The organism is Desulforamulus ruminis DSM 2154, assembly GCF_000215085.1.
Taxonomy (GTDB): domain Bacteria; phylum Bacillota; class Desulfotomaculia; order Desulfotomaculales; family Desulfotomaculaceae; genus Desulfotomaculum; species Desulfotomaculum ruminis.
Map to the genome: position 1 here is coordinate 896,424 of NC_015589.1, position 22,873 is coordinate 919,296.

The following is a 22,873-nucleotide window of genomic DNA, read 5'->3' on the forward strand; positions in this document are numbered from 1 at the left end:
GGAAAAAGGACCTATTTTAGAGAAAAAAGAATAAATCTCATTTTTTAAGCAGGAAACTGGAAACAAATGGCGAAATAGCTAATAAAATATAAAATGGGCGCCTAATTTCTATTTTGAGGAAACGGGGGAACCGTTATTTTGGGGGTGAACTACCTGTTGGTAGCGGGCTATCTTTCGGTCCGAACCCGTCAGCTAACCCCGTAGGAGTAGAAAGTGGGGGAAAGAGCGTTTGTCAATAAGGAGGAAACTTTCCTTACTGGTTGCTTCCGTATGTCTGGCAACGGTTCTAGGAACGGGTTCCGCCTACGCGGCACAAGTTACCGTAGCCCAGGGAGATAGCCTGTGGGCTATTGCCAACCGGAATGGAACTACTGTAGAGGCTTTAAAGCAAATCAATCAATTAACTAGCGACAATCTTAGCGTTGGCCAGGTTTTAAACCTGCCGGACTCAGTAAATCAGTCTGTTCGTTCGTCTGCCAATCAATCCCAACAGCAGGTTTCCAGAGGGGGCGGCAGAATTACCGCTGTACTGGATTTTGCCAAGACACTGATCGGGTCCAAATATCGTTCAGGTGGAGAGAGCCCCGCAGGTTTTGACTGCTCCGGTTACGTACGTTATGTCTTTAAAAATTTTAATATTGATTTGGTCCATACTGCTGCCGGGCAATACAACGCCGGTACTGTCATTAAGAAGGAACAATTGGAACCCGCAGACCTGGTGTTCTTTAATACTGGAGGAAGCGGAATTAACCATTCCGGTATTTATATCGGTAATAATCAATTTATTCACTCTTCCAGTTCCAGGGGTGTCCGGATTGATTCCCTCGCCGACAGCTACTGGTCTAAAAATTACCGCGGAGCCAACAGAATTATTCCCTAGCTTATAAAACCCCGGAGAGATTTCCGGGGTTTAAGTATGAAAAACTTCCTGAAAATACAGACCTGCTTCAGGAATAAATAAACGGCACCGTAAAGGTGCCGTTTATTTATTCTTGGTACTCAAAGGTTAAAGCGTCATCTTCGTTCATTGCAAAGTAATCAATCACACCCTCGCCGATCCATACCTTATAGTCTTCACCGTCTTCAAGGCTGTCGTCTGCATCCAAGGTAACGGTCAGCTTATTCTTGGAGATCCCCGCTGCGTCGATATCCAGTTCCTTATGCCCCTTCAAAATGTGAATTCCGGCCCCGCTGGAACTAAAGTCTTCACCTTTCTGAAGAGTTTCATTGAACTGAAGTACAACCGTATTTTTGCTGCTGGCTGTCGCCTTTTCCAGGGCTAACTCATTTTCTCCGGTAGCAAAGGTCCATTCCCCTTTAGCAATAGCTGTAAAAGTTTTAGCATCGTCGGAGTCATCTGCTACGGTTTCCAGCATATTATCAGCCAAGGTAATGCAATATTTGGTGTTGCCGGCCAGCTTTTCATCACGGTCTAGCTTGATCACCAGATCATCATCATTTTCGCTGAAGACAATGGTAAAGTCCAGATTGGTATTGGCCCAGGCACCTTTTTCATAGCGAAGTATTCTTACGGCCTCAAGCAAATCTTCCCTATCCTTACCCTCTGCTAAAGTCAATTCTTCCGAAAAGCGGATTTTAAATTCCCTGGTATCCACATCGATTTTAGCCTTGTTAGCGGGGACTAACTGTTTAATAACAACGGTGGAAGAATCCTCATCGTCCGGATCCTGGTCATCAAGACCTTCACTGTTCATAAACCGGGAGATCATTACGGCAAACTCACCCCTGGAAATGGCTTTATAGGGGTTTAGGTAGCCGTTGGCAGAGCCTTTCATAATCCCTTTGTTATACATGACCGCTGCGTATACAAGTTCATCTTTGCTAAGCTGCTTTACATCCTTGGCGTAGGACAACATTTCCTCCAGAGAAACATCTTTATCCTCGGAGGCACGGCTCAGCCACATGGCCACTTCAATCCGTGTAGCCGGCTGGTTGCCATTCCAGTTGACTAGTTCCCAGTCTGCGATAATCCCTGCATCGTAGGCTTGAACAGGTGCCAAACCCATCCAACTGGGAAAGATATTCTTAAAGGCGTCAACCTTATTGAAAGAAATCTCCTCATGGTTAACCACTCTCATAATGATGGCGATGGCTTCGTTTTTAGTCACAGAACGTTCGGGCATGAACTGCTGGTTTTCATAACCCTTCATGATCCCTTTAAATTGGAGTTTTTCAATGTCATTTTTCGCCCAGTGGTTATTAACATCCACAAAAACCGTGGATTTCCCCTGGTATCCCCTCATTCCTTGGTTGCCCTTATTCTTCTTCCCAGAATCGGCCCAAACAGAACCGGCAAACAAGGTGGAAAGCAGACATATGGACAGCAGAACCATCAACAGCTTGCTAATTTTCCTCATCTTTTTCTCCTTTCAAAGAACAAAGTCTAAATTCCCAGTGGGTGAGACCCGTCAACCGGGGCGCCTGCCGGAGAGGGATCTCTACTCTCTTTTATTTACGCCAACGGAATTTTAAATGGCAGGGTGCATACTAAAATATATTCCTGTTCCAGTAGGGAGATCATATTAAAGCAATAATCATCGGAATAAATTAAATTATCATTATATGCAGAATTATTTATTTATTTTTAGTCAACCAATTGACATTTTATGTCAAAAAAATTATATTTAGGATTAGCAGAATATAGTTAGACTAAAGTTTTTTAAAATTAAGACCGTTTAATGATAAAAGCTAAAAAACGTGTGGGAGGATTGATTATGGCGAATCATCTTATCAACTGCTGGGAACATTTAAAATGCCCGGAGGATAGAAAGAACCAATGTCCCGCCTTCATAGAAAAAAGAGGCAGTGAATGCTGGAAGGTATCCAAAACCCTTTGTAAGGGACAACTCCAGGGAACCATGGCTCAGAAAATTGGTAACTGTAGAAAATGCGACTTTTATGCTACTTTCCATAAAATGAAATGTTCTATTAAAGTAAAAATTATGAGTGGTTTCGCCTGTATGATTTTTCTCTTTCTGGTGATGAATCTTTTTGCCCTATATCATATGAAGCAATTGGCTGCCCTCAGCCATCAAGACCTTTCGGGTGTACAAACCTTTTTTATCAGCGCCATGGTATTTGTGGCGGTAATTGCCGGGGCGGTTGCCTGGTTTGCCACCGGTGCTGTTACCAATCCCATTAGGCAGATGGAGCAGGTTGCCGGAAGAGTAGCCGGAGGGGATTTGACGGTTGAAGAAATTCAGGTAAAAAGCTGTGATGAAATTGGCTTACTGGCCACTGCTTTTAATCAAATGGTGGTCAGTTTAAAGGATATTGCCGGTCAACTGCGCCACAAGTCCGAGCAGGTTGCTTCTGCGGCTCAGCAGTTGTCTTCCAGTTCACAGCAAATTACCGCCAGCACCAATGAAGCAGCCTCTACCATGTCGGAACTGGCCTCCACCGTAGAGCGGGTAACGGAAAATACCCAGGTGGTTGCTTTTGCTTCGGAACAGGCTTCCCAGTATGCAGAGGGCGGAAGTGAAGGCATCTACAGAGTAACCTCTCAGATGAAAAGCATTGGCAGTTCCACGGACCTTGTGGGGCGCAGTATTCATAATCTGAGCGAAAGATCCAATGAAATTTCCCAGATTGTAGAATTGATAACCCAAATTGCCGACCAGACCAACCTCCTGGCATTAAATGCGGCCATCGAAGCGGCCAGAGCAGGGGATCAAGGAAAGGGCTTTGCCGTGGTGGCTGAGGAGGTTCGCAAGCTGGCTGAACGTTCGGCCAGTGCAGCGAAAGAAATTAAAACCCTGATTGTCACCATTCAGGAGGAGGCCGGGGTTGGAGTGGAAACCATGACAGCCAGTACTCAGGAAGTTGAGGCCGGCAATCTGGTTGTCAACGAAGTGGGAGAATCCTTTAACAGTATCATTACCACAGTCCAACAGTTAAGCCATCAGATTCAAGACGTTGCCGCCGCCACCGAGCAAATGTCCTCAGGGATTCAAAATGTGGCCGCCGCCTCCCAGGAGCAAACAGCCACCATGGAGGAGGTCAGTGCATCGGCGGAGGCCCTTACCAGGATGGCTGCGGATTTAGAGGAGCTTTCCGAGAGGTTTAAATTATAATCTTCAAATTTTAGAGTAACAAAACAAAAGCCTGTAACGTCTTAATAGATGGTAGGGCTTTTGTTGCTTTATACCGGGTCGGTATGAATTTGTAAGAATGGACGGTATGGCATATACTAAGAATGAAAAATTAAACACAATGATTTCTTTTTGTAGTATAAATTATAGTGTTACTGAAAAATTATTAGTGGAGGTTGAATAATGAAAATGAAGCGAATTGCTGTATTTCTTCTCTTGCTTTTGTCCCTGTCATTAACAGCCTGTGGAGAAAAAGCCCCTACCCTGAAGGAACAGCCTAAACCCCAGGTTCAGGAGACGGCGGAGGACAAGGTGAAAGTAACCCTGTACTTTGGTAATGAGCAGGCGGATGGTTTAGTGTCTGAGGTGCGGGAAATTGATAAACCCGGAGATATGGTGGTAGCCTTGATCAGCGAATTGACCAAACCCGGCAAGCATGCTGCCGTACTGCCCGAAGGAACGGAATTGGTTTATTATCAGAAGGAAGGCGACACTATTATCCTGAATTTTAATAAAGCCTTTGCTAATCTGCAGGGCTCCACCGGTGAGTTTATTGCCATAAATGCGGTGGTGAACACCATTACGGAACTGCCTGAGTTTAATAAAGTGATGCTGCAGGTAGACCGCCAGCCTCTGTCAACGGGGCATGCCATTTACGACAAACCCCTGACCCGGGATGAAAGTATGATAAAAAAATAAGTTTAGGACTTTGCAAGGATCCTGTTTTTAAACCTCCAAGCCTGGTGTATCGCAGCTTGGGGGTTTTAACGTTTAAAGGAATAAAGCGTTACTTTATATTGATAGAATAGAACACGGATTGAACGGATGATAGGAATTGGCACGGATATTAAAGAAAATCAAAGAGTTCGTAACAATCCGTGTTCTAGCGTTTTTTCCTTTATTTTGGTCGGCATCTTTTTTAATATAATTTTAGTCTTTACGAGTCATTAGAATGGTTGGACTACCATAATTTTACTTGACGATGAAAAAGATTATCATTATCATATATTTAAGACGATCTATTCATAATTGCAAATTCATAGTAAAGAAGAGGGTGTTTAAATGTCCTCGCAAGAAGAAATTTTTTCCACAGTCAGTACCAAGATTTGTTCCGGGCTAAGCAAGCGCGAATTGGAAAAAAGGCTCGGGGAAATCCAGTTTATTAATGATGTTTTAATTACTTTAATAAAAAACACGGATATGGACAGTACGCTGGCGGCAATTCTGGATTTGGCCATCAAAATTACCAAAAGTGAGGCCGGTGGAATTTTGCTGGCAGACCGTTTTTTCAACGAAGCAAGAATTATGCTGGCACGGGGGGAACTAACAGAAGCACAATTGCAAAATATTTTAACCAGGGCTAATTTTATCCGAAACTCGGCGGTGGCCAAAGAAGTGGTATGCCTGACCAAGAGTTCCCCGTGCTTTAGAGAAATGCTTAAGGTGGATCCGGCCCTGCTTTCCTTTATTTCTGTGCCTCTGATTGTGGAAAGAAAAACCATGGGCATTCTGGTGTTAATGCACCGGCAATACCATGGGGGTGAGGACCATCTGGCCAGTTATTTGCCTCAGGATATCGGAACCATTTCTGTTTTTGCCAGTCAGGCGGCTTTGGTGCTTCATAATACTCTCTTAAAATTAGAAAACGGTAAAAAGGAAGTCTATTTGGAGACCATCGCCGCGCTGGTTACGGCCATTGATGCGAAGGATAAGTATACCCGTAATCATTCTAAAAATGTGGCCCGGATAGCGCTGGCTTTAGCCCAGGGACTTAAGCTTAGTGACTCGGAAATTCAAACCCTGGAGTATGGTGCTTTATTGCATGATATAGGCAAAATTGGTATCCCCGAAGCGATTTTAAATAAGAATGGCAAACTGGAGTATGAGGAATATGAAACAATTAAAAGTCATCCTGTTATTGGCGTAACCATTCTACAGCCGGTAGACTTTCTGCAAAATACCAGTGCCATTATACACTATCATCATGAAAGGATCGACGGTAAGGGTTATCCCAGTGGGCTCAAGGGTGAAAATATTCCTTTTGAGGCTCGCGTTGTTTCCATTGCCGATGCCTGGGATGCCATGACCTCGGACCGCTCCTACCGAAAAGGAATGTCCACGGAACAGGCACTACGAGAATTGCAAAATCATGCCGGAAGTCAATTTGACAGCTATATGGTAAAGGCTTTTCTGGCCATGATTAAACAAAATCCAATCTTGTCCGCCTAAATTCTTTATCCCCGAGGTGAATCCTGGGGGTTAAACATTGAAAGAATATTAAAAAATTATTGTTGGTTATTGACAACGATAATCGTTTTCAAATATAGTTAAGATAATACATGCTGTATTTGCACGATTTATGTTAGAAATAAAGTTTCACAATCAGAAATAATCCTAATTTTAGAGAACCATTTGCAAAATGATTTTTAACTAATTGGTGATAATGAATTTAGTTATCATTAATTAAGGAGGAAAAATGTTATCGTTTTTTGGAAAAGGGAAAAGTCAGGTTAAAAAACAAAGCCTAGCCGGAACATTGCTTTCAACGGAAGCAGTGGAATTGGATGTATTAACCCGGGAACTGCTTGATTTAAACCACAACTTGATTAACTCCGGTCAGGAGATCCACGGCTTGGTTTCCGAGGCCACCGAAACCGCCCTTTGCAGTCAGGGGATGGTGGAAGAGCTAAGCAAACATGTAACGGAAGTCATGAAGCAGGTGGGGGACACCGGTTTGTCGGTAAAAATTGCCAAGGAGTTTGCCGAGCAGGGGGCTGTCCGCCTGCAGTCGGCCCGTATCGAGATGGAAGAGATCCAGGAGCAGGTTTCGGCCTCTATTGAAATGACTTCCCGCCTGCAAGAGGATATCAAAACCCTGGGAGAGATGCTGCAAGCCATTAAATCCATAGCGGATCAAACCAAATTGCTGGCTTTTAACGCTTCCATCGAGGCGGCCCGGGCCGGAGAGGCCGGACGGGGATTTTCAGTGGTGGCCCAGGAGGTCAGTAATTTGGCGGTAAAAAGCAAGGAGACGGTGGATTATGTGTCGGCTACCCTGGGGCAGGTAAGGAACGTTGCCACCATGGCGGTGCAGGGGATGCACCAGGGATCTAAGGGAGTTCAAAACGGCATGCATTTAATTATTCAGGTCAATGATCTTTGCCAAACCATCGTGGAACACATGGGCAAGGGCGTGGTTGCTGTGGAAAGTGCTTATAGCAGTGCGGAAGCTTTAGATTTGGGAATGGGAGGGGTGCAGTGCATCGCTCAGGAAATAAAAGAAGTCATAGACAAATGTTCCGATATTAGTGGCCAGAGCGCAGGCGTTTTGACGACCCAAGCAAATTGTATGGAGCAATTGGCAACCAAGCTGGCCGGATTACAGAGGCAAGTAAGCTAGTGATATTTTTGTTAGAGGAGGTGCCTAGGATGAAATCTTTAAGCTGCGTTAAGCAAGGAAGGGTTGTTGTTATCCAGGATATTGAAGGTTGTCCTCAGCGCAAACGTCATTTAGAGGAAATGGGCTTTATTCCCGGTACTCCTCTGGAGGTTTGCCGTTGCTGTCAGCAAGGTCCCCTTGTTGTATCCATTCGCGGTGGTAAAGTTATGCTTGGCCAGGAAATGGCTCAGCATATCATGGTAAGGCCATAAAAAATTAAAAGGGGGCTCTAGAATGATCACGTTAAAGGATGTTAAACCAGGCCAAACGGCTGTTGTGGACAGTGTTAAAGTGACTGGCCAGGCCAGAGGGCGGTTTATGGCCATGGGAATTATGAAAGGGGCTAGGTTAAAGGTTATTAAAGTTGCACCTTTGGGTGACCCCATAGAGGTATTGGTCAAGTCTTATAATCTGTCCTTTCGTAAGGCTGAAGCGGAACAGATTATTGTATCTTTGGGATAAGGAGGGATTTGCTAAATGTCAGCACTTAATGTAGCTTTAACAGGTAACCCCAACACCGGTAAGTCCACCATTTTTAACGCTTTAACCGGTGCCAGACAGCACATTGGCAACTGGCCGGGTGTTACAGTAGATAAAAAAGTAGGGCAACTGAACAAAGGCAATCAGAAAATTAATATTATTGATTTGCCGGGCACCTACAGCCTCAGCGCTTATTCAATTGAAGAAAGAATTGTTAAAGACTATCTGACCGCTGAAAAACCGGATGTGGTAGTCAATGTAGTGGATGCCTCCAATATCGAGCGTAACCTATACCTGACGGTCCAATTATTGGAGATGGGCGTGCCCACCCTGGTCAATCTGAACATGATGGATGAGGCCAAAAGCAAAGGCTATGAGATTAATCTGGGGGTTTTGAGTCAGCAACTGGGAGCACCGGTTATTTCCTCGGTAGCCACCAGCAGAAGTGGTCTGCAGCAGCTCATTGATTCTTTGGATCCCTCTTTTCTGGCACAGACCAAGGCGGCTGACAGTTCTCTGCTGACCGAACATCTGGCACAAATAGAAGCCATTAAAAAATCCGGCAAGGGCGCCGACTTGATTGAGGAAGAAATTATTGAAGCCCGCTATGAATTTATTAATAAGGTTTTAGATCAGGCTTTAGTAGCTAAAGAAGGCGTTCAGTCCTGGAGTGATAAACTGGATAACTTAATAACCAACCGGGTGCTGGGAATTCCTATTTTTATTGCTATTATGTATTTAATGTTTCAGATAACCTTTAGCTGGGTTGGTCAGCCCCTGGCCGATCTGGTGGACGGATTTATTGGAGAGACTTTGACCGGCTGGGTTGACGGAGGGCTGGCAGCGGCCGGAGCGGCTGAATGGCTGCATTCCCTGGTAATCGACGGTATTATTGCCGGGGTTGGTGGTGTACTGGTCTTTGTACCCTTAATTTTTACTCTGTTTTTAGTAATCAGCTTTTTGGATGGAACCGGCTACATGGCCAGGGTTGCCTTTATTATGGACCGGGCCATGCGTAGAATTGGCTTATCCGGAAAGGCGTTTCTGCCTATGTTGATTGGCTTTGGTTGCGGTGTGCCGGCTGTTATGGGTGCCAGGGCGCTGGATACCGATAGGGACCGCAAAATGGCCGTTTTATTGACTCCCTTCATGTCCTGCGGCGCCAGACTTCCGGTATACGCCTTATTTGCCGCTTTGTTCTTCCCGGGTCGGGAAAGTGTGGTTGTTCTTTCTCTTTATTTGCTTGGCATCGCCATGGCCATCATCATGGGCCTGATCTTTAAAAACACCTATTTCAAGGGAGACGCCGAGCCCTTTTTGATGGAACTACCGCCTTACCGTATACCTACCTTAAAAACGGTCTTGCTGCAAACCTGGGAAAAAGGAAAGGGTTTTCTGGTTAAAGCAGGTACCATTATTTTCAGTATGTCGGTGGTCATTTGGATTCTGAGCAGTTATAACTTTTCCGGCGCGGCTGAAATTCAAGACAGTTTGCTGGCTAGCATCGGCCACGTCATTGCTCCGCTCTTTGCCTTCCATGGTTTTGGTTCCTGGGAGACCGGAGTGGCTGTACTGACCGGTATTTTAGCGAAGGAAGCCGTGGTTTCCACCCTGGGTGTAATTTACGGAGTCGCTGAACTGGCGGAAGAAGCGGTGGATGCCGCATCACAATTGCAGGCTGCTTTGGGCGCAAGCTTTACCAGCCTTTCCGCCTATGCTTTTCTGGTATTCACTTTGTTGTACACTCCTTGCGCCGCTGCCCTGGGAACCATTAAAAAAGAACTGAACTCATGGAAATGGACTTTATTTGCGGCGGGTTATACCTTTGCACTGGCCTGGATTGTTTCTCTGCTGGTTTACCGGGTCGGCCTGTTACTGGGATTGGGTGGTTAGGTTTGCCAAGAGCTTGAGTTGGGAGGGATGAATATGGAAAACATTACCGGATTGGTCGTCACCGCTGTCCTGGCTGCCGGGATTGGTTTCCTAACCCTGCGGGGATTTCGCCGGGAAGTATCCAGCATAAAAAATGGCAGTTGTTGTGGTTCCGATAGTTGTGGTTGCGGTGGCAGTTGCAGCAGTCAATGCAGCCACGATGAAACCCGGCAGGACCGCACAAAAACGCAAGAATCCTAAAAACCTAAGCCTGCTAAGTCTGAAGAAAGTTGAGGCCAGCTTTGGCCAGCACTTTCTTCAGACAAGGGGGCTTTTTGTTATCTAAGAAAGATTAGAGCGAGGACCAATCATAATTAATGATTATAATGAGGTGAGAAAGAATGGCGGATCTTAAGGAGGCGGTGGCTAGACTATTATTAATTAATCATCATATAAATTCTCAACTGCAATCATTTAATCATGTCTTGGAAAAATATATTCATTACCTTGAGGACAAAAGCAAAAATTGGTATTAAAATATAAAAAAGTCTTTCCAGTTTGCCTTACAGTTGGATAATAAGAAATGATAATGGTAATTATTATCATTATTGGTGAAGGGGTGGTTACTCCATTGTTTAAACCTTCAAAATCTAAACTGGCTCTTGGACTGCTGGGGTCCCTGTTTTTTTGCCTGGCCTCCCTGCCTTTCAGCAGCAAAGGGCACCGGGCAGCAGGTTTGATTTTCTCCGGGTTTTCTTTTATGCACATGCATCAGTACAGAAAAGGTTTGTATCATCATCTGGGGAGGGAGCGTGACGGTATCAAAAATTTCCTGGAAGAGATCGGTGGAACCGTAAAGAAGAAAATGTTCCGGCACCTTACCGGTGTTCAAGTTTTGCATTATATTCCTGGCCGGGTAAGAATTTATTCCCGGCAAATCCACAATAACCAGACCAAAGCTCAGGATTTGAGCAACTATCTAGCGGATATCAAGGAAATACAGAATTTTACGGTAAATCATCAAACAGGTTCCGTTCTCATTGAATATTCTCCCGAAGCTGTGCTTGGTAATAAATTTCTGCAGGAAATAGAGGGACTTATTGCAAGTAAATATGACAGGAGGTAATCTATGAGTTATATGGCAGGCTTAGCGGTTGGCACTTTGATGGCCGAGCAACTGCGTAAGGCTGGCGGCAACGGAGGTATAAAGCTGGTTCATCGTACTGCCGGCCGCAGGCGTTATCATGATCCCAGGCTCAAGTGGGACGATCAATATGCTAAAAAGGTAGAGGGTTATTTTAAAACGGTACAAGGGGTTAACCGTTTCACCATCAATCGGATTACCGGTTCTCTGGTAATCAATTATCATTGTTCAGAGGAATTCGTAAACCACTTGATGAAAGACAAGATCTTTTTTCCGCGGGCAGGTAAACTAAGGAAAAGAATCCAGGGCATGTTTGGCCATATGAATGTCGGTGTATATAAAAGAACGGATGGATTTCTGGATTTTCCTACTTCCTTGGCGGGAGTTTTTTTAATCCTGGGTTTAAGGAAAGCCTTGCGGTTAAAACAGTGGCCCAGCGGTCCACAAATGATGTGGTGGTCTTATAATCTGATGAAAAAGGCACATTAAAATGGTGGAAGGGAATTACATGAGGCACAGCAAACTCTGCTTTAGGCTAAGTAAGCCCATGTCCAACCGGCAAAAAGCTTTGTTGGAAGCCCGACTGAGATCTTTTCAGGGAGTGTCCAGCGCTTACATTGATGAGCAAGGAAATTTACGGGTGGTATGTTCTCCGGCGGCCGGTGGACAAGTTAGCAATTTTATTAAAAGGCATAGGCAGGATCAAAGGGGTCCCATTACTTACCAATCAGAGCTAAAAGAAGAAATTTCCAGAAATAGAAACGGCTTGATCACCTCCGCCGTTAGTCTAGTGGGTTTGGAGTTGGTCAAAAGAATTCATCCTGCAGCTTATGGCGGAATGTATCTAGCCAGAAGCCTTTTGGTGCTGTTTATTTCCAGGTCCTTTCTTAAAAGCGGCCTAAAGAGTTTGGTTACCGATTTACAGCCTAACGCAGATACCTTGACGGCTACTGCCGTAGCTGCCTCGGTGCTGGGGGGAAGACCGGAATCCAGTCTGACCATTATTTTGCTTTCCAATGCAGCAGAACTTCTGACCGGCTATACCGCTGAAAAAACCCGCAGCCATATCTCAAGAATGTTAAATCTGGATCAGCAACTGGCCTGGCGGGTTGATGCCGAAGGCCGCGAGGAAAAGGTTCCTGTGGAGTCACTGCGATCCGGAGACACTGTGTGTGTACATACAGGAGAGAAAATTTCTGTAGACGGCAGGGTTACCGATGGCCGGGCGGCTGTAGACCAATCTTCTATCACCGGTGAATATATGCCGGTGGAAAAGGTGGCAGGGGACGGGGTCTATGCCGGGACCATTGTTAAAAACGGTTTTTTAGAAATTACAGTGGAAAAGGTCGGGGACCAGACGGCTCTGGCCCGAATTGTTCATTTAGTGGAAGAGGCCCATACCCGGAAAGCACCGGTACAAAATTTTGCCGATAAGATTTCCACCATGTTGGTCCCCTTGTCTTTTGTAACCGCTGCTTTGGTATACGGGGTAACCAAAAACTGGCAGCGGGTGCTCAACATGTTGTTTATTGATTATTCCTGCGGTTTAAAACTATCCACTTCCACTGCCATTTCTGCTGCCATTGGACGGGCAGCCAGCCGTGGGGTGCTTATTAAAGGCGGCAACTATGTGGAGTCCCTGGCCAACATTGACACCGTGGTGCTGGATAAAACCGGTACGATAACCGCAGGGAGACCGGTGGTTATGGCGGTGGATACCACCGGGGAGGTCAGTGAGCAGGAAGTCCTGCTTCTGGCAGCTGCGGCTGAGTATCATTCGACCCATCCTCTGGCAACGGCTATTCTGGCCCGGGTCAAGGAGGCCGGCTGGCCTATTCCTCAGCACAACAGTACCGAAACGGTGGTTGGCAGGGGAATTAAAGCGTCTCTGCCGGGCGATGACACGGTGGGCGGCGGCTGGGTATTGGTAGGCAGCAGGACCTTCATGGCCGAAAATAAGATTGACTGTGCATCTTTTCATTTTGCGGAGACCCGACACCGGGAACTGGGGCATAACGTGGTTTATGTGGCCAGAGAAAACCAGACCCTGGGGGTTTTAGCCATCAGCGATCCCATTCGTCCTAAAATGAAAAAGGCCATTAATCGGTTAAGACGTTTGGGCATTGACGAAGTGGTTATGCTCACCGGGGACAGTAAGAATGTTGCCATGCAAACGGCAACCCATCTGGGAATTGATTCCTATCAAGCGGAGGTTATGCCTCAGGACAAGGCCCTGCTGGTGGCTAAAATGCAGCGGGGTTCCCAGGTGATGATGATTGGTGACGGCATTAACGATGCTCCGGCTCTGGCTTTTGCCGATGTAGGGGTGGCGATGGGGGGCAGCCGGACCGATGTGGCGGTGGAGGCAGCGGATATCACCATTAATATCGACGATCCTCTGGCGGTGCCGGAAACCTTGGGCCTGGCCAAGCAGACCATGGGCATTATCCGCCAGAATTTTGCCGCGACCATCACCATCAATACGGTTGCTATTTTGCTGGGGGCCATGGGAAGAATTAACCCGGTAGTATCTGCCTTAATTCACAACACAGCCACCATCGGGGTGGTATTAAACAGTGCCAGGATATTGATAAAGGGGAGTAGCAGATGAGCGGTAAAGGTTACGAAATCAGGCATTCCTTACCCGGCAGATTAAGATTGGAGTTCCAAGGGACTTTCAGATTGAACAGCATCGGTGAAAAGCTGGGAAAATTGCCGGGGGTTGCTCTAGTGAGGATAAACCCTGTTATTAAAACGCTGCTGATCTGTTATGATCCTCAACAAATCGATCAAAACACCATTTTGAGGAATATTCCTGCACAGCCACCGGTACTGAACCATGGTTTCGGATCGGGCATGGATGTTAATAAAAAAGATCTCTTCTGGTCCCTGCTGGCCGGGGCTTCACTGCTGGTGGCTCATGCCTCCAGAAGAGCGGTAACCCAGGCGGGGACTGCTGGAAATGGGGTTCATTATTTGGAATATCTGGCGGCTGGTATTACCGGATATGCTGTTTTAACCCACCGGGATGTGGTCAGCTGCGGCAATCGATCCCTGCACCTGGATACCTTAGCCGGGTTGTTCAGTATTCTTTCTTTAGAAAGTGACCGGGCGTTGATGGGCATGTTTGTTACCTGGCTGCTCAACTTTATTGAGATTGTTTTTGGTTGGCCTCAATATAACACCAAGTGTGCAACATTAACAAACTAATTTAAGGGGGTGAAAAATATGTTTACGAGAACAGATTTCTGGATTGGCCTGGGGGTTGGTTTGGTAGCTGGGATACTAGGATATAAGACTTTTACTGAAAACAAGGAAAAGTTCAGCAACCTCGTACCAGTACCAAAGGAAGAGGCTGGGGATATTCAACTGGAAGAGTTGATGAAACAGAAAGAACGCCTGGAGGATTTAATTGCTGAAAAACAAGTTGCTGCTGCCTCCTAAAGGATGATAGCAGTGGATACTGTAGTCCCGGTTTCGTCTGTAATGGACCTGCCGGGAATTTTTTATTTACAAGATGAACGAAGCAGGATCGAATAGCATAAAGGGGAAAATATCGTGACCGGAAGAAATCATGAACCAGTAGGGATTGACCAACATCACCTCATCGATTACAATAATATCAATAATGATAATCATTATCATTATTGATATTATTAATAATTGGGTTTTAAAAGTGAAACAATACGGATTGTTCAGAGATGATGTTACTTATCGGTTATAAATGGTAAGGGGATGAAATCAATGCCATTACAGACAGCAATAACCCAATCCTTTGCCAGCCAAAGGGATGGAAAGGGCGATTCTTTTAATCCCTTTGCTGAACAGGAGCGGCAGAAATTACAACGGGAGAATAAAAAATTAAGAGATCTCCTGAATATAGTCAAGGATGATCTTGCTTTTTTTGAAGCCAACATCAAACTTTTGGAAGAGGAGAGGGTAACTTTACTGCTTAGAATTGACGAGTTGCAGACCAGATTAAGGAATTTTGAGGCGGAATGGATATTGGTTTAGACTCTTTTAAAAGTTATTTAAGACTTGACAGTGCTAAAGTTTTAAAATAAAATCATACGATGATAATGCTTTAAGGTGCCCTTTTATAATCAAAAGGGATAATAGGGAATCGGGTTGAAATCCCGAGCAGCACCCACTACTGTAACTCAGACGAAATCCGGTATGGCCACTGCCGTGCATACGGTGGGAAGGTAAGGAGAGTAGGATGATGGGAAGCCAGGAGACCTGCCTTAAAAGCAAAAATCTCAATCTTTGGGAATGGGGATAGAGACGATTTGTGTATAATTGTGTCTATTTCCTCCATTAATACTGAGGAGGAAGGGAAAGTGCAACTTTTATCAACCGTGGGATACCCGAGAATAGGAGCTCAGAGGGAATTAAAAAAGTGGGTTGAGAGTTATTTTAATGGAAAACTCTCCAAGGAAGAACTTTTGCAAAAGGCTGCAGAAATTCGCAAGCAGCACTGGTCATTGCAGGCGGAAAAAGGTGTTTATTTTATTCCGTCCAATGATTTTTCTTTTTATGACACCTTTTTGGATACCGCCTTTTTATTAAATGTTATTCCTGACAGCTATCGAAGATTAGGGCTTGATGATTTGGGAACCTATTTTGCCATGGCCAAGGGGTATCAAGATGCCCAAAACGATGCCAAGGCCCTGCCCATGAAAAAATGGTTCAATACCAATTATCATTACATGGTTCCCATGATCAGTGACAGTACCAAGTTCATGCTCAATAGTAGGAAGCCCTTTGCGGAATATGTTGAGGCACTGGGCCTGGGCATAAAAACCAAGCCGGTTCTGATTGGACCCTTTACCTTTTTAAAATTGTCTAAAATAAACCACGGTACAAAAACCTACCGGGATTATATCGAAGATATTTTGCCTGTATATGAACAAATTCTGAATGAATTCAACGAATTAAAAGCGGACTATCTCCAAGTGGATGAACCCATTCTGGTAACAGATTTAACAGCAGAGGATATTGAGATTTTCCAGTTCATGTACAAAAAGCTGTTAAGCAAGAAAAAGAATGTAAAAATCCTGCTGCAGACTTATTTTGGGGATGTCCGGGATGTATACGAAAAATTGATTTCCCTTGATTTTGATGCTTTAGGACTTGATTTTGTTGAAGGACCCAGGAATTTAGAGCTCATTAAGCAATATGGGTTTCCCAAGGACAAAGTGCTTTTTGTCGGCGTTGTGAACGGTAAAAACATATGGAAAAATCATTACAGCGATACCCTAAAAAAATTAGACTTCATAGCAGGCTCCATTGAAAAAAACCGGATTGTTTTAAATACTTCATGTTCCTTGCTTCATGTTCCTTATACGGTTAAAAATGAAACTCAATTAGCTGAAAAATATAAAATTCATTTTGCCTTTGCCGAGGAGAAATTGGACGAACTTATGGAATTAGCAGAACTGTTCCATGAGCAAGCCTTTGAACAAAATGAAAGATATATAAGAAATCAACGGATCATTAAAGAAAAATTGGAGAACAAAGAATATTGGTATGAGGACGTAAGGAAGGAAATCAGCAGTCTTACAGAAAGTGATTTTCAAAGAATGCCTTCTTTTGCAGAAAGAATAAAGCTGCAGAAAAATGCCTTGAATTTACCCCTGCTTCCTACCACCACCATTGGTTCTTTCCCCCAAACCTCCGAGATAAGGGAATTAAGGAAGCAATATAAGAACCAAGGGATTTCTCATGAACAGTACCAGGAAACCATAAAGCAAAAAATTACGGAGTTAATTCAACTGCAGGAGAAAATCGGGCTGGATGTTCTTGTACACGGTGAATTTGAAAGAAACGATATGGTTGAATATTTTGGGGAAAATCTTGCGGGCTTTTTATTTACCCGAAATGCCTGGGTGCAATCTTACGGCACCCGGTGTGTAAAGCCCCCCATCATTTTTGGAGATGTCAGAAGGAATAAGGCCATCACGGTAGACTATATTGACTATGCCCAAAGTCTTACCAGCAAGCCGATCAAAGGAATGCTTACAGGACCTGTAACCATATTGAACTGGTCCTTCCCCAGGGAGGATCTTTGCCTGGAAAATATTGCCTACCAAATTGCTCTGGCGATTAAAGCGGAGGTCATGGACCTTGAAGCCAAGGGCATAAAAATTATACAGATTGATGAAGCGGCGTTAAGAGAAAAGCTGCCCCTTAGGAAAAAGGACTGGTACGATGAATATCTGTGCTGGGCCATCAAGGCTTTCAGACTGGTTCATGCAAGTGTTAAACCCCATACGCAAATTCATACCCATATGTGCTATAGTGAATTTGAAGATATCATAAAAGAAATCGATGATATGGATGCAGATGTCATTACTTTTGAAGCAGCAAGGTCCGATTTGTCCATTATTGATGTGTTGAACGCAAACCATTTCAGAACCGAGGTTGGTCCCGGGGTTTATGATATTCATTCTCCGAGGGTGCCGGGCAAGGAAGAGATCGAAGAGATATTAATGAAAATGATTCATAAGCTGGACCTAAAGAAACTATGGGTTAACCCGGATTGTGGACTTAAAACAAGGGGTATGGAGGAAACGGTGCCCAGTCTGCAGCATATGGTTGCTGCGGCCAAAGATTTAAGAAAAAAACTCCTATAATCATGATGCGGGGTTCAAGAGCTTAACCGGCTTGAACCTCGCTTTTTTAATGAACCAAGGCGAAAGCAGGAATGTTTGTGGAAAGAAATGATTTATATTATATTTAATAACAAAAGGAAAATATTGAACAGTGAGAGGATTGTCGGATTGATGAAAAAAACCGTCCTTATTACCGGAAGTTCCAGGGGGATTGGCCGTGCAACCGCAGAAGTGTTTGCCAAGAATCATTATAATATTATTATCAATTATTTACATTCTGAAAAGGACGCCTTCTCTCTGGCCTCTTCCCTTGAGGAGCAGGGACACCGGGTGATGGTTTATAGAGCGGACATCGCTAAGCGTGATCAAGTGGAGGCAATGGTTGAAAAAAGCCTGTCAACCTTTCAAACCATTGATGTTTTAATTAATAATGCCGGTATTGCGCAGCAAAAACTCTTTATGGATATTACGGAGGATGACTGGAATCGCATGCTGAACATTCACGTTAAAGGAATGTTTTACTGCTGCCAGTGTGTTTTACCGGGGATGATTCGCAGAAAGGAAGGAAAGATCATTAACGTATCTTCCATATGGGGAATGACCGGGGCCTCCTGTGAAGTCCACTATTCCACCGCCAAGGCAGCGGTCATTGGTTTTACCAAGGCTTTAGCCAAGGAGCTAGGCCCGTCCAACATTCAGGTGAACTGTGTGGCGCCTGGAATTATTGAGACAGATATGAATGATTTGCTAAATGAAAAGGAAAGAAGTAGCTTGTTGGAGGAGACTCCTTTATTAAGGTTTGGAACGCCAACGGATGTGGCCAATGCTGTTTTTTTTCTGGCCTCTACAAAGGCTGATTTTTTAACGGGGCAGGTTTTAAGCCCCAATGGCGGATTTGTTATTTAGAAAATCCATTCTATTGCTAGTAAGACCTTCTTAACCGTGACAAAATAGGTAAAGCATTGCTGTGTTTGAGAGAAAGATTCACAGGTAAGTTCAAAATAAAAGGTTGACCGGCACACCTTGTCCATGTAAAGTATAACCAGTAATTGATAATGATTATTATTATTGGTTATGCGGAGGGGGGGATACGCCATAGCCAAGACCTTAAGTCAGATGTGTCATGGTGAAAAAGAAACGGCATTAGAAATTAATGAAAAAGGACAAGTTTATCGCAGGATCATTGATATGGGCCGTGGTGCCGGGGGTGACCTTGGAAGTAAAAAAGTATGCACCTCTGGGAGATCCCATGGAAGTTAAATTAAAGAGCTTTCATTTAAGACCACTATTTTTAATAATCTTACCGGGGCTCGCCAGCATGTTGGGAACTATCCTGGAGTAACCGTTGAAAAAAAGAAGGCTTTCTAAGATTTCAAAACCGTGACCCGGTAATCATTGACATGCCGGGTATTTATGGTTTTACGGCTTATATCTCTCTTTCTCTACATTGACGCGATCTATCCGCGCTCGGTTTAATTCTTAAAAAGAAGATTAACAAATGATAAAAAATTGATAACGTTTATTGCCAAATTATACTATGAAGACTATGATTATAGAATAGTGCGGATGCGAAGGATTAACAAGCGTTCATTTATTTGGATTGAAAAGGAGAGCGGACATATTGAGATTACAAAATAAGTTAATGTTAATCGGAGTAATCCCCATCAGCTTTTTGGTCATCATTACCTTTTTCTACGTAATTCCAAATTTTAAAGACCAGATGTATTCCAGGGCAGATATCCAGAGTAGAAATGCAGTGGATAATGCCTATTCGATTGCCAAGTATTACTATGCCTTGGAAGAAAAAGGAGAGCTGTCTGCGGAAGAGGCACAAAACAGGGCGAAGGATGAAATTAAAGAGATGCGTTATGGTGAAGACGGGTATTTTTGGATTGACAATACCGATTACATCAACGTAATGCACCCGATGAAACCGGAACTGCTGGGAAAAAGCAGACTGAACGAACAGGATGCCAAAGGAAAGTATCTGTGCAAGGAATACATAGAAGGAGCCCAAAAGAATAAGGAGGAAGGGTATTATTCCGACTTTTGGTTCCCCAAGCCGGGAGCTACCGAGGCCTCTCCCAAGCGGGGCTATTCCAAACTTTTTGAACCCTGGAATTGGGTTATTTGTACCGGGGCTTATATTGATGACATTGATAAATTTGTTCAGCAAGAAAGCTATAAGATGGTTTTGGTCATCGGAATTATTGTTTTGGTGACTATGACCTTTGTCTATCGTTTCAGCAAAGCCAGTATTGTTTTGCCGTTAAATCATTCCATTGCCAAGATTAATGAAATGGCGGAAAATGGCGGAGATTTGACCCAAAAGATTGAGGTAACCAAAAAGGATGAATTTGGCCAATTAGCCACGGCCGTAAATAAAATGGTGGATAATATAAGACTTATTATGCTTCAACTGATTGATAATGCCAAAAAAGTAACTTCTGCTACCCAGCAGTTAGTTTCTAACTCGCAACAGACCGCTGCCAGCGCCAATGAAACAGCGGCTACCATGAGTGAAATTTCCGGTACGGTTGATAACGTAGCCATGAATATTCAGGATATCAGCAAAACCGCTGAGTATAATTCGAAACTAGCAGATGCGGGAAGTGAAGGAATTTCTAACGTAGTTGGCCAAATGCAGAAAATTACCGACACCGCCAACGAAGTCGGCATCAGCTTTGAGGGGGTAAACAAGAAGTCCCAGGAGATTAATAAAATTATCGAGCTAATTACCTCTGTGGCGGATCAGACCAATTTACTGGCACTGAATGCAGCCATTGAGGCAGCCAGAGCCGGTGAACACGGACGGGGTTTTGCCGTGGTTGCTGAAGAAGTTCGCAAGCTGGCTGAACAGTCTGCCAGTGCAACCACGGAGATCAGAGAGTTAATTCATGACATTCAGTTGGAAACACAAAAGGCTGCCGTTAGTTTAGACGCTGCCAATAAAGAAATTGAAATGGGCACCCTTCTTTTTAGAGAAGGCGGAAAAAGTTTTGATACCATTGCCCAGGGAACAAAAGAGTTAACCACTCAACTTTATGAAATCGTATCGGCGACGGAGCAAATGTCTTCCGGGGTACAAAGTGTCGCCGCCTCCACCGAAGAGCAAACCGCTGCTACCGAAGAAATTTTAGCTTCTTCCGAGGCCTTAGAGAGAGTTGCAGAGGAATTAGATCGATTGGCCGGTGGTTTTAAAATTTAAATCATCACAGTGAAAACAAAATAATAAAGGAAAACCTCTGGACAGCGCGGGTTCATAACCCTGGCTGCTTCAGAGGTTTTTTTATCGCTTGGGAGGATTTATCTTCCGGGAGGCTGCCTTCTGGCTAAAATGGTTGAAAGATAAGTTGGCTTTAGGTTTGCCGCATTGCGAATATCCTGGTGAATTGCTTCGTCCGGATGACCGCATTTGCTGATCATTACGGCATGTTCCGCCAAGCTGTGGTTGTTCAGCTGTTCAATGACTTCAGGGGTATTTTTATAGACTTTCATGACCACCACGTTATCCGACGCCTCCAGTATCCGGGAAAATTTTTCCCTGCTGCATGTTGCGGGAACAATGGAGAGAACATCATTTCCTTCGGCCAGGGGGAAGTCAAGGCGGCTCCCGGCGGCGCAAAAGGAAGTGATGCCGGGAATGGTTTGAAGATTAACCCCGTGCTTGGATAAAAGACGGTGTACATAAATATAGGTGCTGTAGAGCATTGGGTCTCCCAGGGTTAAAAAGGCTGCTTGTTTGCCCTGCCTCAGAAGCTCCAAAATGGTGTTTTGGCATTTCACCCAGGCTTCGCTAAGGCGGGTTTCATCGTAAACCATGGGAAATACCAGCTCCAAAATCTCCGTCCTTTCCCCCAGGTGGGGAAGGGCGATGCTCAGAGCGGTGCTTTTTTCACTTTTATCCCTGCGAGGGGCGATTACCACATCCACCGATCTTAGAATGTTCACTGCTTTTAAAGTGATCAGTTCCGGGTCTCCGGGTCCAACACCGATACCATATAAAGTTCCTTTCACAGCGCCCTCCTAGTATTTTTAATCAATCTTATTATAAGCCTCCCGCAGGTGTTTTACATAGATATTTAAAATGTCTTCAATATCCAGAAGACCGGCCAGGTTGACGGAAACTTCGTAGTCCTGCTGCAGCTGGCTTTTCCAGGAGGCGGGTTGGCCGCCGGCCAGATCGCTGACGGCATGCTCCCCGGCGATGTTCATGAGGGGCATCACGGTTACCTGCTTTATACCGGCCCGGGATAAATCCTGTTTTACCTCCCTTGGGGAAGGATAACCTTCCACCGTTCCCAGAAAGACATTGGGATAACGATGACGGAGTAAATCATTGAGGCAGCCGTAAGTGCTAAAGGCATGGTGCCCGCTGCCGTGTCCCACCAAGACCAGGGCGTGTTCCGGATTTTCCGGTACAAAGGACCGAATCCCTTCGGCCACCTCCTGATAATCTTCAAAGTTATAAAGGAGGGGGGTTCCCAGGGTTAAGCGATGGAAACCGAATTTGCCAATTTTGCTCTGGAAATGTTTACCTGAGGATCCGTGAAAGCGGGCCATATTGTCCACCACGTTGACTAAATCATAATACTCCTGCCCGGCCAGCACATGCACCGATTGTACGGCTACCCGGGTAAAACCTTCATCCTGGAGTTTAGACAGGGCGGTAATGGGGCTGTCCACAGCATAGCCCTGCCGGGCTAGGTTATTACGGATGGATTTGGCGGTATAGGACCAGCGCACTTCCACTCCGGGGAACGCTTTACGGATTTTGTTTTCCAGATGTTTAAAGGAATTTGCCGCTTCCGCAACATTGGTGCCGAAGGTTACCAGGAGGACGGCCTTGTTATCGCTCATTTCTTTCACCAGCCTTAAACAAAATAAGCCTTAACTCCAATAAGTTAAGGCGAAGGGTAAAAAGGGGCAGAATGGATCAACCCTCTTAACCGCCTACCTCTCTTCGGGAGGAACAGTGGATTTTCCAAGGCAGGTCTCCTGACTTGCGGGTCGTGGCCGATTTCAACCTTCCCGGATGATTCCAGTGGTGTTTCAGAAATCTGCTCTCCGCATACAGTGGCCGGACCGTTCGGGATTTGCACCCGATTCCCTATTAAACCCCCTCCGGGGGTGCCCTGGAAGAAAATATGATTTAATTTACTATAAAATAGTATCATCTTTAGGGGAGGGTGTCCATAAAAATCCAGCCTGC

At 44.8% G+C, this 22,873-nt stretch carries 22 protein-coding genes and 3 riboswitches; of the genes, 19 read left to right on the plus strand and 3 right to left on the minus strand.

What is annotated here, in order from left to right; translation table 11 throughout:
* Positions 1 to 88 precede the first annotated feature (88 nt).
* Positions 89 to 223, plus strand: a riboswitch (cyclic di-AMP (ydaO/yuaA leader).
* A 6-nt stretch (positions 224 to 229) separates the two neighbouring features.
* A complete protein-coding gene (locus tag DESRU_RS04425; protein WP_013840915.1) occupies positions 230 to 880 on the plus strand; it encodes a C40 family peptidase in 651 nt (216 codons plus the stop codon).
* A 106-nt stretch (positions 881 to 986) separates the two neighbouring features.
* On the opposite strand, the gene DESRU_RS04430 is transcribed toward DESRU_RS04425, so the two are convergent.
* Positions 987 to 2,378: an S-layer homology domain-containing protein gene (locus DESRU_RS04430; protein WP_013840916.1), complete on the minus strand. Its 1,392-nt coding sequence runs from the start codon at positions 2,376 to 2,378 to the stop codon at positions 987 to 989.
* A gap of 357 nt (positions 2,379 to 2,735) precedes the next feature.
* Between DESRU_RS04430 and DESRU_RS04435 the strand changes: the two genes are divergently transcribed.
* From DESRU_RS04435 to DESRU_RS04520, 18 genes are all read left to right on the plus strand, one after another.
* Positions 2,736 to 4,094, plus strand: a complete 1,359-nt coding sequence (locus DESRU_RS04435) for a methyl-accepting chemotaxis protein (RefSeq protein ID WP_013840917.1) — start codon at positions 2,736 to 2,738, stop codon at positions 4,092 to 4,094.
* Positions 4,095 to 4,295: 201 nt separating this feature from the next.
* Positions 4,296 to 4,811 carry a GerMN domain-containing protein gene (locus DESRU_RS04440; protein WP_013840918.1) on the plus strand — a complete coding sequence of 172 codons (516 nt, stop codon included), beginning with the start codon at positions 4,296 to 4,298 and terminating at the stop codon, positions 4,809 to 4,811.
* A gap of 363 nt (positions 4,812 to 5,174) precedes the next feature.
* Complete coding sequence (locus DESRU_RS04445) at positions 5,175 to 6,341, plus strand: GAF and HD-GYP domain-containing protein (protein ID WP_013840919.1); 1,167 nt, start codon at positions 5,175 to 5,177, stop codon at positions 6,339 to 6,341.
* 247 nt (positions 6,342 to 6,588) lie between these two features.
* Positions 6,589 to 7,512, plus strand: coding sequence for a methyl-accepting chemotaxis protein (locus DESRU_RS04450; RefSeq protein WP_013840920.1), 924 nt, complete (start codon positions 6,589 to 6,591; stop codon positions 7,510 to 7,512).
* Positions 7,513 to 7,541: 29 nt separating this feature from the next.
* The gene (locus DESRU_RS04455) at positions 7,542 to 7,763 is read left to right on the plus strand and encodes a FeoA family protein (protein ID WP_013840921.1); all 222 of its coding nucleotides are present in this window, start codon (positions 7,542 to 7,544) and stop codon (positions 7,761 to 7,763) included.
* A 22-nt stretch (positions 7,764 to 7,785) separates the two neighbouring features.
* Positions 7,786 to 8,013, plus strand: coding sequence for a FeoA family protein (locus tag DESRU_RS04460; protein ID WP_013840922.1), 228 nt, complete (start codon positions 7,786 to 7,788; stop codon positions 8,011 to 8,013).
* Positions 8,014 to 8,028: 15 nt separating this feature from the next.
* Entirely contained in the window at positions 8,029 to 9,924 is a 1,896-nt protein-coding gene (gene feoB, locus DESRU_RS04465) for a ferrous iron transport protein B (RefSeq protein ID WP_013840923.1), read from the plus strand.
* A 33-nt stretch (positions 9,925 to 9,957) separates the two neighbouring features.
* Complete coding sequence (locus DESRU_RS04470) at positions 9,958 to 10,164, plus strand: hypothetical protein (protein ID WP_013840924.1); 207 nt, start codon at positions 9,958 to 9,960, stop codon at positions 10,162 to 10,164.
* 322 nt (positions 10,165 to 10,486) lie between these two features.
* On the plus strand, positions 10,487 to 11,029 hold the full coding sequence (locus DESRU_RS04475) for an HMA2 domain-containing protein (protein WP_013840926.1): 543 nt from the start codon (positions 10,487 to 10,489) through the stop codon (positions 11,027 to 11,029).
* A 3-nt stretch (positions 11,030 to 11,032) separates the two neighbouring features.
* Positions 11,033 to 11,536 carry an HMA2 domain-containing protein gene (locus DESRU_RS04480; RefSeq protein WP_013840927.1) on the plus strand — a complete coding sequence of 168 codons (504 nt, stop codon included), beginning with the start codon at positions 11,033 to 11,035 and terminating at the stop codon, positions 11,534 to 11,536.
* A gap of 19 nt (positions 11,537 to 11,555) precedes the next feature.
* Complete coding sequence (locus tag DESRU_RS04485) at positions 11,556 to 13,658, plus strand: heavy metal translocating P-type ATPase (RefSeq protein ID WP_041275583.1); 2,103 nt, start codon at positions 11,556 to 11,558, stop codon at positions 13,656 to 13,658.
* Positions 13,655 to 14,257, plus strand: a complete 603-nt coding sequence (locus DESRU_RS04490; RefSeq protein ID WP_013840929.1) for an HMA2 domain-containing protein — start codon at positions 13,655 to 13,657, stop codon at positions 14,255 to 14,257. Before DESRU_RS04485 ends, DESRU_RS04490 begins: the two co-directional genes overlap by 4 nt.
* A gap of 18 nt (positions 14,258 to 14,275) precedes the next feature.
* Positions 14,276 to 14,491 carry a hypothetical protein gene (locus DESRU_RS04495; RefSeq protein ID WP_013840930.1) on the plus strand — a complete coding sequence of 72 codons (216 nt, stop codon included), beginning with the start codon at positions 14,276 to 14,278 and terminating at the stop codon, positions 14,489 to 14,491.
* A 300-nt stretch (positions 14,492 to 14,791) separates the two neighbouring features.
* Positions 14,792 to 15,061: a hypothetical protein gene (locus tag DESRU_RS04500; protein ID WP_013840931.1), complete on the plus strand. Its 270-nt coding sequence runs from the start codon at positions 14,792 to 14,794 to the stop codon at positions 15,059 to 15,061.
* 57 nt (positions 15,062 to 15,118) lie between these two features.
* A riboswitch (cobalamin riboswitch) is annotated at positions 15,119 to 15,308 on the plus strand.
* Positions 15,309 to 15,387: 79 nt separating this feature from the next.
* A complete protein-coding gene (gene metE / locus DESRU_RS04505; RefSeq protein ID WP_013840932.1) occupies positions 15,388 to 17,682 on the plus strand; it encodes a 5-methyltetrahydropteroyltriglutamate--homocysteine S-methyltransferase in 2,295 nt (764 codons plus the stop codon).
* Positions 17,683 to 17,832: 150 nt separating this feature from the next.
* Positions 17,833 to 18,567: an elongation factor P 5-aminopentanone reductase gene (gene ymfI, locus DESRU_RS04510; RefSeq protein WP_041275584.1), complete on the plus strand. Its 735-nt coding sequence runs from the start codon at positions 17,833 to 17,835 to the stop codon at positions 18,565 to 18,567.
* A 381-nt stretch (positions 18,568 to 18,948) separates the two neighbouring features.
* Positions 18,949 to 19,029 carry a FeoB small GTPase domain-containing protein gene (locus DESRU_RS21720; protein WP_420794909.1) on the plus strand — a complete coding sequence of 27 codons (81 nt, stop codon included), beginning with the start codon at positions 18,949 to 18,951 and terminating at the stop codon, positions 19,027 to 19,029.
* A 253-nt stretch (positions 19,030 to 19,282) separates the two neighbouring features.
* Positions 19,283 to 20,869 carry a methyl-accepting chemotaxis protein gene (locus DESRU_RS04520; protein WP_013840934.1) on the plus strand — a complete coding sequence of 529 codons (1,587 nt, stop codon included), beginning with the start codon at positions 19,283 to 19,285 and terminating at the stop codon, positions 20,867 to 20,869.
* 98 nt (positions 20,870 to 20,967) lie between these two features.
* On the opposite strand, the gene cobI is transcribed toward DESRU_RS04520, so the two are convergent.
* Complete coding sequence (gene cobI, locus DESRU_RS04525) at positions 20,968 to 21,678, minus strand: precorrin-2 C(20)-methyltransferase (RefSeq protein ID WP_013840935.1); 711 nt, start codon at positions 21,676 to 21,678, stop codon at positions 20,968 to 20,970.
* Positions 21,679 to 21,696: 18 nt separating this feature from the next.
* The gene (locus DESRU_RS04530; RefSeq protein WP_013840936.1) at positions 21,697 to 22,521 is read right to left on the minus strand and encodes a sirohydrochlorin cobaltochelatase; all 825 of its coding nucleotides are present in this window, start codon (positions 22,519 to 22,521) and stop codon (positions 21,697 to 21,699) included.
* Between the two features lie 111 nt (positions 22,522 to 22,632).
* Positions 22,633 to 22,814: riboswitch (cobalamin riboswitch) on the minus strand.
* Positions 22,815 to 22,873 lie beyond the last annotated feature (59 nt).